Here is a 13,742-nt window from a genome sequence, read left to right on the forward strand (position 1 = left end):
CGGTGCCGAGTGGCGTCGCGACCCGCGTGTCTCAACGCTAGCACGCTATCGAGAGCATGCGAAGCCTCAGACGGTCTCTTCCTGCGGGGCGCTGAGTTCCGCTTCGCGATCCAGCAGGTATTGGGTCAGAAGGCCCACCGGGCGGCCGCTGGCGCCTTTCTGCTTGCCGGACATCCAGGCGGTGCCGGCGATGTCCAGATGCGCCCACGGGAAGGTGTCCGCGAAGCGGGACAGGAAGCAACCTGCGGTGATCATGCCGGCTTCGCGACCGCCGATGTTGGCGATGTCGGCGAAGTTGGAATCCAGCTGCGCCTGATATTCGTCCCACAGCGGCATGTGCCAGGCGCGGTCCCAGGCTTCTTCGCCGGCGTCGAGCAGGTCGAGCGCCAGGTCATCATCGTTGGAGATCAGGCCGGTGGCGTGATTGCCCAGCGCGATGACGCAGGCGCCGGTCAGGGTGGCGATGTCGACGACGCTGGCCGGCTCGAAGCGCTCGGCGTAGGTCAGCGCATCACACAGCACTAGTCGGCCTTCGGCGTCGGTGTTGAGGACTTCGACGGTCAGACCCTTCAGGGTCTTGATGATGTCGCCCGGCTTGGTGGCGCGGCCGTCCGGCATGTTCTCGGCGCTGGCCACGATGGCCACCACGTTGAGCTTGGGCTTGAGTTCCAGCACGGTGCGCATGGTGCCGAACACGCTGGCCGCGCCGCCCATGTCGTACTTCATCTCGTCCATGCCGGCGCCCGGCTTGAGCGAGATGCCGCCGGTATCGAAGGTGATGCCCTTGCCGACCAGCACGTGCGGGGCTTCGTTCTCGTCTTCCGCGCCGCGGTATTCCATCACGATCAGGCGGCTCGGCTCTTCACTGCCGCGGCCGACCGACAGCAGGGACAGGGCGCCGAGCTCCTCGAGCTCTTCCTCGCCGAGCACGGTCACTTTCAGGGCGCCATCGGAGGCAGCACCCAGTTGCTCGGCACGCTCGCCCAGGTAGCGCGGCGTGCAGATGTTGCCCGGCAGATTGCCCAGCGTGCGCGCTTCATTGACGCCCATGCCGATGGCGGCACCGACGCGCAGGCCGGCTTCCAGCTCGGCCTGACGCTGCTTGTCGGCACTAACCACGCTCAGGCGGGTCAGAGAGACGGGCTCGCCCGGCTTGCTCTTCATCTCGGTGAAGCGATAGGCAGTGCGCAGCGCGCTCTCGGCGATCATGCGCGCCATCCAGTCAGCCTCGCGCAGCTCGAGATTCAGCTCGAGGCCAGCGAAGGCCGCGTCTTCGATGGGCAGCTTGAGCAGAGCGGTCATGGCGGCGTCGAGGCCACGCTTGTAACGGCTTTCGTCGAGCTTTTCCTCACTGCCGAAACCGGCCAGCAGCAGGCGCTGAGCGCCGAGGCCCGGAGCGAAGGGCACCAGCAGGGTATTGCCGAGCTCGGGCTTGAAGTCGCCGCGCTCGATCAGCTGGGAAATCAGCTTCTCGCTGGCATCGTCGAGTCGTGCCGCAGCACCGGTGAGGTCGCCCTCGATGACAGGTACCACGATGCAGGCGGTTTCAAGCTGGGCCGGATTGGCAGTGACTACAGGAAATTCCATGGCAACTCCACGCGCGCGAGTGAGGGTACGAAGATGAACAGTACAAGGATGAAGGATGTCGTCAGGCCAGGCGTGCCCGGCTCGCGGCGACATCGGGGTCATGGTCTGGATGGGGGCGCAGACCGCTCATGACAAGCTGAGCTGGCATGCACGAGTGAGGGCAGTCCATCATGTCAGGCTGTCCACGTGCAATGCCTGCAGCCGCGACAAGGCAGCATCCTTTCTGGATAATGCTGCTGCATGAGGGGGAGCCGCTCCCGTCCAGTCTTCAGACCCGTGCCGCCAGTGTACGCAAAGGCTGCGCACCATGCATGAGGGGGATGATGCCTTCATGTGATCACGACCATTCCTCCACCGGCTATCATCGATCTGGTCAACACGCTCGCTTGCGAGCGGGAAACAGGAGTTCCACTTGATCATCTTCCGCTACCTGACACGCGAGATACTCACCACCATGGCCGCCGTGGCCGGGGTGCTGATGCTTGTCATCATGGGCAGCCGATTCATCCGCTATTTCAGTGATGCGGCGGAGGGGGATTTCCCGGCGTCGATTCTCGGCAGTCTGATGCTCTATCACCTGCCGGGTTTCTTCGAACTGCTGCTGCCGCTGTCCTTCTTCCTCGCCGTGTTGCTGGCCTTCGGTCAGCTGTACATGAACAGCGAGATCACCGTGCTGGTCGCCTGTGGCGTCGGTCCGGAGCGCCTGCTGCGTGTCACCCTGCTGCCGGCGTTGTTGATCACGGCGCTGGTCGCGGCCTGCAGCCTCTATCTGACGCCTGCCGGCGCGCTCAAGAATGAGCTGTTGCTCGAGCAGCAGAAGCAGAAGACCGACTTCTCGATTCTCGGCGCGGGGCGCTTCCAGAAGATCGGCAATCGCACCGTCTATGCCGAGAGCATGAGCGATGACAACAGCGAGCTGGAAAACGTCTTCATCGCCGAGGCAGGTGACAGCAATGCCGCCAGCACGCCCGACAGCGAACCGAGACAGTCGGTGGTGCGCGCCGAGCGTGCCTTCCAGGAAGTCAGCCCCGAGACCGGCAGTCGCTATCTGGTGTTGAGCGACGGTACGCGCTACGGGGTGGAGCCGGGCAAGGCGATCGCCCAGCGACTGGGCTTTGATCGCTACGGCGTGCGCATCACCGAGGGCCAGGACGCCGCGGCCCTCAAGGAAGACATCGAGCTTGCGACCACGGCGCAGCTCTGGGCTTCCGATCTTCCGGAGGCCAAGGCCCAGCTGCAGTGGCGCATCTCGCTGCCGTTGATGGTGCCAATCCTGATGCTGATCGGCCTGCCGCTGGCACGCGTCAATCCGCGTCAGGGCCGTTTTGCACGCCTGCTGCCGGCCATCTTCGTGCACATCACCTATCTCAGCCTGTTGATCGCGGCGCAGAATGCCGTCGCATCCGAGAAGTACCCGGCCGCCATCGGCCTGTGGCCCATTCACGGCGTCTATCTGGCGCTCGGCATCTGGCTGAGCTGGCGCGACAACCGCGGAGGTGGCCGCTGATGCTGCTTGATCGTCTCGACCGTTACATCGCCCGCAATGTGCTGGTGGCCATGCTGGTGGTGCAGGTACTGATTCTCGGGCTCGACCTGATGATCACCTACATCAATGATCTGGGGGATGTGAAAGGCGACTACGGCGCCTTTGAAGTGCTCCTCTATCTGCTGATGCGTCTGCCGTCGCGCTTCTACGAATTCGTGCCGGTTGGCGTACTGCTGGGCGCCCTGATCGGGCTGGGCAGCATGGCCTCGAGCAATGAGCTGACCATCATGCGCGCCGCCGGTCGTTCACTGACACGCATTCTGTGGGGCGTGATGAAGCCGCTGGGGCTGGTCATCGCCATCACCATGGCGGTCGGTGAATACGTCGCCCCCGTCACCGAACTGCAGGCCGACGCCTGGCGCGCCGAGAAGCAGCAGGGCGCAGGCGCCGTCTATGCCGAGGGTGGCGGCTGGCAGCGCGAGGGCAACGACTACTACCGATTCGGCTCGATTCGCAGCGATGATGTGGTGCTCAACGTCACCCGCTATCGCTTCGATGACGAGCGCCATCTGACCCAGGCGCTCTACGCCAAGCGCGCCGTCTGGGAGAGCGATGGCTGGACGCTGGAGGCGGTGCAGACCACCACCTTCGAGTCCCAGGATGGCGAGCCGGGCGCCACCACGGTGGCTCAGCAGGAGACCCGCGAGTGGGACACCCAGCTGACGCCGGACCTGCTCAAGCTGGTCATCAGCGACCCCAAGCAGCAGTCAGCCTCCGACCTGTGGCGCTATTCCCGCTACCTGCAGGACCAGGGGCTGTCGGCCAATCAGCCGCTGCTCTACTTCTGGCAGAAGATTCTGCAGCCGCTGACACTGGCGGCGCTGGTGCTGGTGGCCGCCTCCTTCGTGTTCGGGCCATTGCGCACGGTGGCGGCGGGGACACGGGTCTTCTACGGCATCGTGGTCGGCCTGCTGTTCAAGTATCTGCAGGACCTGCTCGCCCCGGCCTCGGTGGTGTTCGGCTTCGCGCCCATCTGGGCGGTGCTGGCGCCGATGCTGGCCTGTTACGTGATCGGCCTGCTGCTGATCCGGCGCAGTGGCTAAGGGCGCCCCGCACTCTCGCCGCCGTCTCGACCCGCAGGGAGCACGCCCTGCGGGCCTGATGCGGCGTCTGGGCGGCGTGGTCTATGATGCCTTCCTCGTGATGGCGTTGTTGATCGTGCTGGGCTTCATCGGGGTCGCCGTCAATGGCGGTGAGGCCAATCAGTCACCGCTGTTCCGCAGTCTGTTGCTGGTGGCGATGTTCGCCTTCTTCGGCGGCTGCTGGAGCCGCAGTGGCATGACGCTGGGCATGCAGGCCTGGCGGCTGCGCATCGAGACGCCACAGGGCCATGTCCCGACGCTGCAGCAGTGCCTGATACGCTTCGTGGTTGCCGGGCTGTCATTGGGCGCCTGCGGGCTGGGGTACGTCTGGCAGCTGTGGGACCCTGAGCAGCGCAGCTGGCAGGACATCGCCTCCGGCACCCGCGTGGTGGTGTTGCCCAAGCCGCGGCGCGAGTGAGGCACCGTGCATGAAGACAGTGACCTCAGCCAGACATGATCTCAGCCAGATAAAAAACGCCCCGCCAGTCGATGACTGGCGGGGCGTTGTGTTTTCCGCGAGTGCAGGGCGTGATCAGACGCCCAGCAGGCCATCCAGGCGCGTGATGATGCGTTCCACGCTGGTGCGTGACACCACCAGGCTGTCTTCCTGCGCCGCCGTCTCGGGCAGCTCGCGCGGCAGGTCGATCACCGCGGTGCCCATGCCTTCCAGGCGCACGCCTTCACGGTAGCGCACGAAGGACAGCTGACCGATCGGACGCTGGCCATCGTGGTCGAGGCGCGCCAGACGCGTGAAGGCGCTGACGGTATCGAGCACCGGCGCGCTGGTCAGCGGCAGGTGTGTCAAGCGCCATGCCAGCCAGCCATCGATGTCGATGGCTTCGTCGCGCAGGGTGGCGAACCAGTGGCGCGCCTGATCCAGGCGGTAGCGAGCACGGCCCTGCTTGTCGAGCCACAGCACGTCGGCGCTGGCCTGACGCGGGCTTTCCAGCTCGCCCGGCAGGTACAGCCAGGATTCGGTCAGGCGCTGCAGGGCGCCCGGCAGCGGCTCATCCAGGGTGCGCTCGTTGAGGGAGTCCAGCGCCGCGCTCAGGTCGCCCTGTTCCGCGCTCTCGCCGGTGTTGGAGTAACCGACGTTGTAGCGCCAGACACGGTCGGAAATTTCCTGGGTGACCACGTGGTCATGGGGCAGAGCGATATGGCTCATCAGTTCACGCGCGTTGCAATGCTCATCCACCAGGCCTTCACGGCGGGCTTCACGATAGAGATTGCGCAGCAGCGGGGTCAGCGGCAGACGGTGGTGGTCACCGAAGCAGCTGCCGGCGTCGCGGACGGCGTCCAGATCAAGTGGCAGGTGGGACGTGGCGTGATGATCGGCGGTGGCGAGTTGTACTGACATGATATCGGGCTCCTTGCGGATTGGCGTTCGGAAATCGGCAGATAGGGCAACAGCAGACGGATTCAGGCCGGTCACGGCTTCAGCATGGCGCCCATCATCGGCATGCCGATGCGGGTCATGGCCATGAGGAGGCGTAGCGACGGAATCTCTTGCAGTGTCCTGTTCATGTTCTTTCCTGATTGCCTGGCGGGGCGTGGCAGTCATTTGCCTTCATCGTGACGCGGCGCTTCCCGTGAGCGAGGAGCTGGGCTGCGTTCGAGTGACCCGCCTGAGTGATCGGCTAGCGATGACTCATTATATTTTGGTGCGATTGTTTTTCGAATTGCATAAAAAATCGTTATACATACTAGCGGCCTCGTGTGAAATCGCAACCCTACCTTTCTGTCAGCCACGAGCCATCATTCTTTATACGGCGCTGGCTTTCCCCACGGCAATCGCTTTGTGAGGCTGATGTGGCCTGCTTATGACATCGTGTGTTCCGCAACCGCAAACCGGCCAGAAATCGCCTCGCTAAGTATTTGATATAACGTGTAAATGAGAATTTTTTGCAGTCAGGTGTTGCGCATGTTTCTGCGAATCATTTACATTTGTCTCACTTGGAGTGAGCGAGGTGAGCCATGTACGTCTGTCTGTGCAAAGGTGTGTCAGACCACAAGATCCGCGAAGTCGTGGAACAGGGAGCGCGCAGCTTCCGCGAAGTCCGTGAGCAGACCGGCTGCGCGACCCAGTGCGGCAAATGTGCCTGCATGGCCAAGACCATCACTCGCGAAGCGGTCGCGCGTGAAATGATGCCGGCAGAGGATCTCGCCTACGCGGTGTGATGCAGGCTCGAGCCGAGGCTCGCCTGCCGGCGACTGACACTCCAGTCGCCGCGCTGTCCATTGCTGCGTGATCCGTTCTCGTCGACTCCCGGCAAGTGCTCGCTTGCCTGACGCCCGCCACCTGGTCTCAAGACCGGGTGGCGGGCGTTTTCGTATGGGCGCCAGGCAATCCGGTGTCGGTCGCCACATGACAACGCGGATACCAATCCTTCCCATTTGCGCCTAAAAGTCGATAACTTGTTGGTATGTCTCGAAAAATTCATGTTTTTGCGCCATACTTGCCGCACCTGATCGATAGGGCACGCCTGACGTGCCCGCGCTGCGGCTGATGCATGCCGTCATCAGGCGCAGCACAGAACCTGACGTAAGCAGCAACCCTGACAAGAGAGGAATGGCGACATGAAAGGCGATCCCAAGATCATCGAGCATCTCAACACCATACTGGCCAACGAACTGGTCGCCATCAATCAGTACTTCCTGCATGCGCGCATGTACAAGGACTGGGGCCTCAAGCGCTTGGCCAAGTGGGAATACGACGAGTCAATCGAAGAGATGCGTCACGCCGACACCCTGATCGAGCGCATCCTGTTCCTGGAAGGTCTGCCCAACCTGCAGGACCTCGGCAAGCTGCGCATCGGCGAGAACACCAAGGAAATGCTCGAGTGCGATCTGGCGCTGGAGCACCAGGCACATGGCGATCTGAAGGAAGCGATCGCCTACGCCGAACAGGTTCGCGATTACACCTCGCGTGATCTGTTCCGCAAGATCCTCGACGACGAGGAAGAGCACATCGATCACCTGGAGACCGAGCTGGGCCTGATCGAGAAGGTCGGTATCGAGCTCTACCTGCAGAAGCAGATCCACCACGAGATCGACTGATCCCGTGGCGGCTCGCTGAGCCGTGCCGAAACGAAAACGCCCCCGCTGCCATCGGCAGCGGGGGCGTTTTGTCTTCAGTGGCGCAGAACCGGCTTACTTGCCCAGTTCATTGACCAGCAGCGCTTCGACAGCCGCGATGCGGGCGTCGAGGCTCGCCTTGTCGGCGGCCAGAACCGTGATGTGGCCGATCTTGCGCCCCGCACGCGGCCCCTTGCCGTAGTCGTGCAGATGCGCGCCGGGGATGGCGAGCACGGCGTCACGTTCCGGCATGCGGCCGATGATGTTGAGCATCGCGCAGGGTGTGAGCAGTGCGGTCTCGCCCAGCGGCATGCCGGCGACGGCACGCAGGTGATTCTCGAACTGGCTGGTGACGGCGCCTTCGATGCTCCAGTGACCCGAGTTGTGCACACGCGGTGCGATCTCGTTGGCCAGCAGGCGCTCGCTGCCATCGGCGTCCTTGACGACGAAGAACTCGAAGGCCATCACGCCGACATAGTCGAGTTCGTGCATCACCTTGAAGGCAGCCGCCTCGGCTTCGGCCTGCAGGCCGTGGGAGTCGAGCGGTGTGGAGCAGTGCAGGATGCCGCTGCGATGTTCATTGCGCGACAGCGGCCAGGCGCGTGTCTCGCCATCGCGACCGCGTACCGCGATCACCGAGACTTCGTGATCGAAGGCGATGAAGCCTTCCAGGATCAGCGGCACGCTACCGAGTTCGGCGAAGGTGTCGGCGACGTCGGCCATTTCGCGCAGCACCTTCTGGCCCTTGCCGTCATAGCCCAGCGTACGTGTCTTGAGCACGGCGGGCAGACCGATGGTCGCGACACCCGCTTCAAGATCCGCCTGGCTGTCGACCAGCGCCAGCGGCGGCACCTCGATGCCCAGACGCATGAACAGCGACTTCTCGCTCCAGCGGTCACGCGCGGTATCCAGTGCGCCAGCCGGCGGGAAGGTCGGGCGCTCGGCTGCCAGACGCGCGACGGCGTCCGCCGGCACGTTCTCGAACTCGAAGGTGATGGCGTCAGACGCTGCCACCAGCTGCGTCAGGGCCGCATCATCCTGCCAATCGGCGCAGAGATGATGGCCGTGGACGCGACCGCAGGGCGAATCCGAAGGATCAAGGAAGGTGAAGCGGGCATTCAGGGCGGCGCCGGCCTGAGCCAACATGCGGCCCAGCTGACCGCCGCCGACGATACCGAAGCGGAACGGCTGGCTCATGGCTTACTCGCCTCCGTGGGACAGGCTGGGTGCGTCGGGGCGCGGGTCCGGATTGTCGAGCACACGGTCGGTCTGCTCGGCACGGAAGTTGATCAGCGCGGTGCGGATGGCCGGGTACTTGTTGGCCAGCTGGCTGGCGGCCAGCAGCGCGGCATTCACGGCACCGGCGCGGCCGATGGCCAGCGTGCCAGTGGGGATGCCGGCGGGCATCTGCACGATGGAGAGCAGGGAATCGACACCCGACAGCATGCTGGACTGCACCGGCACGCCCAGCACCGGCAGCCAGGTCTTGGCGGCACACATGCCCGGCAGGTGCGCCGCGCCACCGGCACCGGCGATGATGACCTCAAGGCCACGCTCGGCAGCGGTATCGGCATAGTCGAACAGCAGGTCGGGCGTGCGATGGGCAGAGACGACCTTGACCTCGTGTTCGATCCCCAGCGCTTCCAGGGTTTCGACCGTATGGCACATGGTCGCCCAATCCGATTTTGATCCCATGATGACACCAACCAGTGCGCTCATGCTTCCTCCGCTCTTGACGTGGTATGAACCAGCTCACAGTGCCTGCCAGACGTGCCGGGCAGTGCGCTGTGTGGGCGTGGCCGAGCCGCGCGGGCAGATCATGCCCGCAAGCGGCTCAATGCGTATGTCTGGAAAAACAAGCGGCGCAGTATAGCACCGCGACCGACAGGCGGCATGTACCTGTCTGGTCGGTCAGGATGTGAGTGCGACAAGGCCGCGGATCAGCAGGACCACGCCGAGACCAGCGCGAAGCGTGGCACCGGCTCGCCCTGGATCTCGACGTTCTCCATGAACATGCTCAGCGGACGCACCCACAGCCCGCATTCACCATACAGGGCACGATAGACCACCAGCAGCTCTTCGGTCTCGCTGTGGCGACTGGTGCCGATCACTTCGTACTGCGCGCCCTTGTAGTGGCGGTAGAGGCCCGGCACGGGACGATTTTCCGGCAGCGGCGGCATGGCAGGCAGGTCAGTCATGGCGATTTCCTTGAGGGTGAAGCAAGAAGCGAGAAGCCAACAGCAAGAGGCGAAAAGCAGGCGTATCAGTCGGCAGCGTTCGGCGCCTGAATGCCATTAGTCACAGACACGTCATCAGCGACAGGCGTGGCCTTGGCACCGCGGCGTGCGATGCGCACCAGCGCGCGGGCAGCGGCGGTGAAGCCGAAGCTGCCGGTGACGAAGGTGGCCGCTCCGAAGCCGCCAGCGCAATCCAGGCGCGTGGCGCTGTCGCCGGGCTTGGTGGCACACACCTCGCCGTCGGCGCCGGGGTAGGTCAGCTGCTCGTCGGAATAGACGCACTCGACATCGAACCGGCGCTTCAGGTTGCGACTGAAATTGTAGTCGCGACGCAGCAGTGAGCGAACGCGCGCCAGCAGCGGGTCCTGCTCGGTGCGGGCGAGATCACCTATCTGGATGCGCGTCGGGTCGAGCTGGCCACCGGCGCCGCCCGTCACGGTCAGGCCCAGCTTGCGACGCTTGCACCAGGCGATCAGCGCTGTCTTGGCGGGCACGCTATCGATGGCGTCGATGACGTGATCGAGGTCGTCGTGGATCAGCTCGGCGAGATTGTCCGGCGTGACGAAGGCCGAGATGGCGTGGATCTTCATCTGCGGCGCGATCAGCTGGCAGCGCTCGGCCAGCACCTCGACCTTGGGACGGCCGATCTGGCCATCCAGCGCATGCAGCTGCCGATTGACGTTGGACACGCAGACATCATCGAGATCAATCAGCGTCATCTCGCCGATGCCGGAGCGAGCCAGCGCCTCGGCGCTCCAGCTGCCGACGCCGCCGACCCCGATCACCGCGACATGCGCGTGACGGAAGTGGGCGAAGGCGCTGGCGCCGTAGAGGCGACGGATGCCACCGAAGCGGAAGTCGTAGTCGTCTTCTGCGGGGGCCTGACTGGCAGCGCCGGCCGCAAAGAAGCTCTCCAGCATCCGTTCGCTGGCGGAGGGCGTGCTGGCGTGGGTCGACGGCTCGCCTGTGTGCTTGCGGTCAGGGCTCTGTTCTTCAGAGCTTTTGCTTTCAGAGCTTTTGTTTTCAGAGCTTTTATGGTCAGAGCTCTGCTGTTCTGGACTCATGTCGGTCGAGTCCGGGGTGTCGGAAGAGGTGGTCATGCGCAGCTCGCGAATCTCTGGGAACGGGTGGCAGTCGGCAGGGGCACGCTCAGGCAGCCGGGGCGTCGGCGGTCGCATCGAGCCAGTGTCTGGTCGGGCGCTCTGCCAGATGTTCAGCGTAGCGTTCGGGCAGATGGCCCAGCCAGCCGAAGCGCTCCATCAGTGCCGCGTAGGCACCTTCTGGCGGACACGACAGGCTCAGCCAGCCACCCTCGGGGTGAGGAAGCTCAAGCCCGACAGCCGCCAGCAGCAGGCGGGGGCATTCCAGTGTCGTGGCGAAGTAGCGATTGTAGTTGCCCTTGCCGTGCTTGGCGTCGCCGATGATCGGGTAGCCACGGCGTGACAGGTGACGGCGAATCTGATGGCGGCGGCCGGTCAGCGGGCGGGCCTCGACCAGCGAGAAGCGCGACTGCGGGTAGCGATCGATGGCGATGGGCAGCTCGACCTGTGCCAGGCGGCGCGTATCGGTGATGGCTTCCTGCTCTGGCATCTCGGCCTTGGGCAGCTTGCCATCTTCCTTGCGCAGGCCGTAATCGAGGCGTTGCTGCTCGGGCGCGACACCACGCACTATCGCCAGATAGCGCTTGCTGACCTGCTGCTCCTCGAAGGCGGTGCTCAGCTTGCGCGCCGCCTGGGGCGAGAGGCCGAACACCATCAGCCCTGATGTGGGGCGATCGAGGCGATGCACGGGGAAGACATGCTGGCCGATCTGGTCGCGCAGGCGTTGAAGCAGAAACTCGGTCTCGTGCTTGTCGATGGGGCTGCGGTGCACCAGCAGGCCCGATGGCTTGTGGACCACCACCAGCACTTCATCCTGGAACAGGATGTCGAGTGGCTCGGCGGGCTCAGTCAGCTCAACAGGCTCAGTCATCTCGGCAGACTTGGCCTCGAGAGGCGTGGGCGTGGCGTCCGCCATCGGCGCAGGTGTCTGAGGCGCTGTCGGCGCGTCGGAGTGCGGAGCATCAGGAGAAGAGGGCATGGGCATCACGGCAGCAGGAAGACGAAAGCCGACCATCGCAATGAGGGTCGGCGTGTATTGTCCGGCTTTCGCCGCTGGCTGTCATGTCCGCTGTGGCGTCGGGCGTGCGGATGCCTGATGTCAGGGCCTGATCAGCAGGCCGGCGGCGAGCCACTGCACCAGCAGGTTGATCGCCACGCCCGGGGCTTGCTCTGCCCCCACCTGCGGCGTCAGCAGCTCCCCTAGCCGGCCGAAGCTCAGGCCCTCGGCACCGGCCGCGAGGATGGCGCCGAGAGCCAGGTCTTCCAGCGGCTCGAGAGAGCGATAGTGCACCTCGGGCGCGCCAGCGGTGGGCTGACGCCAGACGATCCAGGGCGTGGGCGTGTCGGACTCGACCGGCGCGCGTGGCGGCTCATCGTTGTCGATGGCCTTCCAGATGGCCGGCGTATCGAAGTGAAACGAGAAGCGCTTGAGGGACGGATGCGCTGCCAGGGCCAGCTCTGGCCACTCCTCGGGGGCCAGCGTCTGCAGGGCCTCGACACTCAGCGGGGTGCTGTCCACCACATCCAGCGCCAGCCCCAAAGCCCACTCGAAGGCGGCCATCTCGGTGACCAGGGAGCGCTCGGGTTCGCGCGCCGCGACGAAGGCCGGGAAATGCTGGCCTGCCCAGCGAATCGAATAATGACTCGGCGGGTGGGCCGCGAGGTAGTCACGACACAGCAGCCCGAAGGCGTCATCGCCGATCAGGGTGTGCACGGCCTCGAAATCCCCGCCAAAGACCTCGAACAGCCGCAGCCGATAGGCCATCGCGTAGATGTCGAGGCGCTCCTCGGCGCTGGCAAGCTGATCACTGATGACGGCCTTGGCCGCCGCGCTGCGGGTGTCAGGGCTCGGCGTCGCGAGGTAGGCGCCCGTGGTCTCCTGCAGTTGCATCAGGGCGCTGCGATCAGCACCGCCTGCGGGGCTCGCTTGCGTCATGCGCGCAGCCCTCCGTGGTCTGGCGTCTGATTCGCGCGCGCGGCATCCGTCAGCGGACGGCCACTGCGGCGGCGCAGCTCGGCGTACTCCTGCATCAACTCCGACCAGGGCGGGAAGTTGTCGTCGCGCTCGATCATGGTGGCGACATCGCCGAAGCGCTCCCGCGCGGCGTCATACAGCGACCACACGGCGTCCGGGACGGGCTGGTCATGGGTGTCGATGCACAGCTCGCCGCCGGAGACCTCCTGCCGGATATGCCCGGCCAGGTGGTGCTGCCAGACGCGCTCTGCCGGCATGGCGTCCAGATAGGTCAGCGGGTCGAAGCCATGATTGTGGCTCGAGACGATGACGTTGTTCAGGTCGAGCAGGATCAGGCAGTCGGCGCGGCGGCTGACCTCGGCCAGAAACTCCCATTCGCTCATCTCGTCAGGGCGCCAGGTCAGATAGCTGGAGACATTTTCCAGCAATAACTGGCGGCCGAGCGCGTTCTGGACCTGGTCGATGCGTTCGGCCAGATGGTCGATGGTGGCATCGGTGTAGGGCAGCGGCAGCAGGTCGTGGAACTGATGCGCGCCGGTGCGCGTCCAGCACAGGTGGTCGGAGACCCATAGCGGTTCGATCCGCTCACACAAGGCGCGCAGCTCGCGCAGGTAACGGCTGTCGATGGAATGGCTGCCACCGATGGACAGCGAGACCCCATGCAAGGCGATGGGGTAGTGCTCGCGGACACGCTCGAGATGATGCAGTGGCTTGCCGCCGGCACTCAGACCACCGGTACTCAGGCCTTCAGTACTCAGGCCACCGGATTCTCTGGCGCCGTGGCCCATGTAGTTCTCGCTGATGGCCTCGAACCAGTCGATGTCCGGCAGCGTCGTCAGAATCTCGTGATAGTACTCGGGGCGCAGGCCCAGCCCCTGACCGATACCGGCGCTGGCGGGCGTGGGCAGGCGAGCGGTGACAGCTGTCGTCATGGGTGAGTCCTCTTCTGAGCGAAGGCAGAGGGTGCGGAAAAGGGCGAGGCAGATGGCGAGTCAGGAGCGCTGAAAGACACCCGCCAGGGGGCTCAGGCAGAAACAGAGCCAGAGCCAGACCCAGAATCAGGAACGGGAGGACGGTGTGCCGTCCTCCCGTCGGGTATTCGCCAGAGGCGCCTGCCAGGGCAGACGCCTCTGCGTGCCT

At 64.7% G+C, this 13,742-nt stretch carries 14 protein-coding genes; 5 read left to right on the forward strand and 9 right to left on the reverse strand.

What is annotated here, in order from left to right; all coding sequences use genetic code 11:
• Positions 1 to 66: 66 nt before the first annotated feature.
• On the reverse strand, positions 67 to 1,587 hold the full coding sequence (locus R1T44_RS02985) for a leucyl aminopeptidase (protein ID WP_200018580.1): 1,521 nt from the start codon (positions 1,585 to 1,587) through the stop codon (positions 67 to 69).
• A 412-nt stretch (positions 1,588 to 1,999) separates the two neighbouring features.
• Between R1T44_RS02985 and lptF the strand changes: the two genes are divergently transcribed.
• From lptF to R1T44_RS03000, 3 genes are read left to right on the forward strand one after another with little or no spacing between them, the layout of a single operon-like run.
• A complete protein-coding gene (lptF, locus tag R1T44_RS02990) occupies positions 2,000 to 3,094 on the forward strand; it encodes an LPS export ABC transporter permease LptF (protein WP_317292543.1) in 1,095 nt (364 codons plus the stop codon).
• Positions 3,094 to 4,176, forward strand: a complete 1,083-nt coding sequence (lptG, locus tag R1T44_RS02995; protein WP_317292544.1) for an LPS export ABC transporter permease LptG — start codon at positions 3,094 to 3,096, stop codon at positions 4,174 to 4,176. Before lptF ends, lptG begins: the two co-directional genes overlap by 1 nt.
• Positions 4,169 to 4,633, forward strand: coding sequence for an RDD family protein (locus R1T44_RS03000; protein WP_317292545.1), 465 nt, complete (start codon positions 4,169 to 4,171; stop codon positions 4,631 to 4,633). Before lptG ends, R1T44_RS03000 begins: the two co-directional genes overlap by 8 nt.
• 114 nt (positions 4,634 to 4,747) lie before the next feature.
• Here R1T44_RS03000 and R1T44_RS03005 read toward each other — a convergent pair whose 3' ends face one another.
• The gene (locus R1T44_RS03005; RefSeq protein ID WP_317292546.1) at positions 4,748 to 5,572 is read right to left on the reverse strand and encodes a hypothetical protein; all 825 of its coding nucleotides are present in this window, start codon (positions 5,570 to 5,572) and stop codon (positions 4,748 to 4,750) included.
• A gap of 617 nt (positions 5,573 to 6,189) precedes the next feature.
• Between R1T44_RS03005 and R1T44_RS03010 the strand changes: the two genes are divergently transcribed.
• The gene (locus R1T44_RS03010) at positions 6,190 to 6,393 is read left to right on the forward strand and encodes a bacterioferritin-associated ferredoxin (protein WP_043333196.1); all 204 of its coding nucleotides are present in this window, start codon (positions 6,190 to 6,192) and stop codon (positions 6,391 to 6,393) included.
• Between the two features lie 399 nt (positions 6,394 to 6,792).
• A complete protein-coding gene (gene bfr, locus R1T44_RS03015) occupies positions 6,793 to 7,272 on the forward strand; it encodes a bacterioferritin (RefSeq protein ID WP_043333195.1) in 480 nt (159 codons plus the stop codon).
• A gap of 93 nt (positions 7,273 to 7,365) precedes the next feature.
• Here bfr and R1T44_RS03020 read toward each other — a convergent pair whose 3' ends face one another.
• The 7 genes from R1T44_RS03020 to bufB all read right to left on the reverse strand — a co-directional run bounded on the left by R1T44_RS03020 (position 7,366) and on the right by bufB (position 13,534).
• Positions 7,366 to 8,487 (reverse strand): 5-(carboxyamino)imidazole ribonucleotide synthase, encoded by a 1,122-nt coding sequence (locus R1T44_RS03020; protein WP_317292547.1) that lies wholly within the window; start codon positions 8,485 to 8,487, stop codon positions 7,366 to 7,368.
• A 3-nt stretch (positions 8,488 to 8,490) separates the two neighbouring features.
• Positions 8,491 to 9,009: a 5-(carboxyamino)imidazole ribonucleotide mutase gene (purE, locus tag R1T44_RS03025; protein ID WP_043333193.1), complete on the reverse strand. Its 519-nt coding sequence runs from the start codon at positions 9,007 to 9,009 to the stop codon at positions 8,491 to 8,493.
• Positions 9,010 to 9,230: 221 nt separating this feature from the next.
• Positions 9,231 to 9,488 carry a DUF1653 domain-containing protein gene (locus R1T44_RS03030; RefSeq protein ID WP_225996526.1) on the reverse strand — a complete coding sequence of 86 codons (258 nt, stop codon included), beginning with the start codon at positions 9,486 to 9,488 and terminating at the stop codon, positions 9,231 to 9,233.
• Between the two features lie 65 nt (positions 9,489 to 9,553).
• Positions 9,554 to 10,447: a tRNA cyclic N6-threonylcarbamoyladenosine(37) synthase TcdA gene (gene tcdA, locus R1T44_RS03035; RefSeq protein WP_317292912.1), complete on the reverse strand. Its 894-nt coding sequence runs from the start codon at positions 10,445 to 10,447 to the stop codon at positions 9,554 to 9,556.
• A gap of 229 nt (positions 10,448 to 10,676) precedes the next feature.
• On the reverse strand, positions 10,677 to 11,498 hold the full coding sequence (locus R1T44_RS03040; protein WP_317292913.1) for a pseudouridine synthase: 822 nt from the start codon (positions 11,496 to 11,498) through the stop codon (positions 10,677 to 10,679).
• Positions 11,499 to 11,726: 228 nt separating this feature from the next.
• Positions 11,727 to 12,563, reverse strand: coding sequence for a DNA-binding domain-containing protein (locus R1T44_RS03045; protein WP_317292548.1), 837 nt, complete (start codon positions 12,561 to 12,563; stop codon positions 11,727 to 11,729).
• On the reverse strand, positions 12,560 to 13,534 hold the full coding sequence (bufB, locus tag R1T44_RS03050) for an MNIO family bufferin maturase (RefSeq protein ID WP_317292549.1): 975 nt from the start codon (positions 13,532 to 13,534) through the stop codon (positions 12,560 to 12,562). The genes R1T44_RS03045 and bufB overlap by 4 nt, the downstream gene beginning before the upstream one ends.
• Positions 13,535 to 13,742: the final 208 nt, after the last annotated feature.

This window comes from Cobetia amphilecti (genome assembly GCF_032923285.1).
GTDB lineage: Bacteria > Pseudomonadota > Gammaproteobacteria > Pseudomonadales > Halomonadaceae > Cobetia > Cobetia amphilecti.

What these genes read in the sequence shown, in the direction of transcription:
- R1T44_RS03040 (WP_317292913.1), bottom strand. Translation starts at nt 11,498, where the DNA reads ATGACTGAGCCTGTTGAGCTGACTGAGCCCGCCGAGCCACTCGACATC.
- bufB (WP_317292549.1), bottom strand. Translation starts at nt 13,534, where the DNA reads ATGACGACAGCTGTCACCGCTCGCCTGCCCACGCCCGCCAGCGCCGGT.
- R1T44_RS03030 (WP_225996526.1), bottom strand. Translation starts at nt 9,488, where the DNA reads ATGACTGACCTGCCTGCCATGCCGCCGCTGCCGGAAAATCGTCCCGTG.
- tcdA (WP_317292912.1), bottom strand. Translation starts at nt 10,447, where the DNA reads ATGCTGGAGAGCTTCTTTGCGGCCGGCGCTGCCAGTCAGGCCCCCGCA.
- purE (WP_043333193.1), bottom strand. Translation starts at nt 9,009, where the DNA reads ATGAGCGCACTGGTTGGTGTCATCATGGGATCAAAATCGGATTGGGCG.
- R1T44_RS02985 (WP_200018580.1), bottom strand. Translation starts at nt 1,587, where the DNA reads ATGGAATTTCCTGTAGTCACTGCCAATCCGGCCCAGCTTGAAACCGCC.
- R1T44_RS03020 (WP_317292547.1), bottom strand. Translation starts at nt 8,487, where the DNA reads ATGAGCCAGCCGTTCCGCTTCGGTATCGTCGGCGGCGGTCAGCTGGGC.
- R1T44_RS03010 (WP_043333196.1), top strand. Translation starts at nt 6,190, where the DNA reads ATGTACGTCTGTCTGTGCAAAGGTGTGTCAGACCACAAGATCCGCGAA.
- R1T44_RS03045 (WP_317292548.1), bottom strand. Translation starts at nt 12,563, where the DNA reads ATGACGCAAGCGAGCCCCGCAGGCGGTGCTGATCGCAGCGCCCTGATG.
- bfr (WP_043333195.1), top strand. Translation starts at nt 6,793, where the DNA reads ATGAAAGGCGATCCCAAGATCATCGAGCATCTCAACACCATACTGGCC.
- R1T44_RS03005 (WP_317292546.1), bottom strand. Translation starts at nt 5,572, where the DNA reads ATGTCAGTACAACTCGCCACCGCCGATCATCACGCCACGTCCCACCTG.
- lptG (WP_317292544.1), top strand. Translation starts at nt 3,094, where the DNA reads ATGCTGCTTGATCGTCTCGACCGTTACATCGCCCGCAATGTGCTGGTG.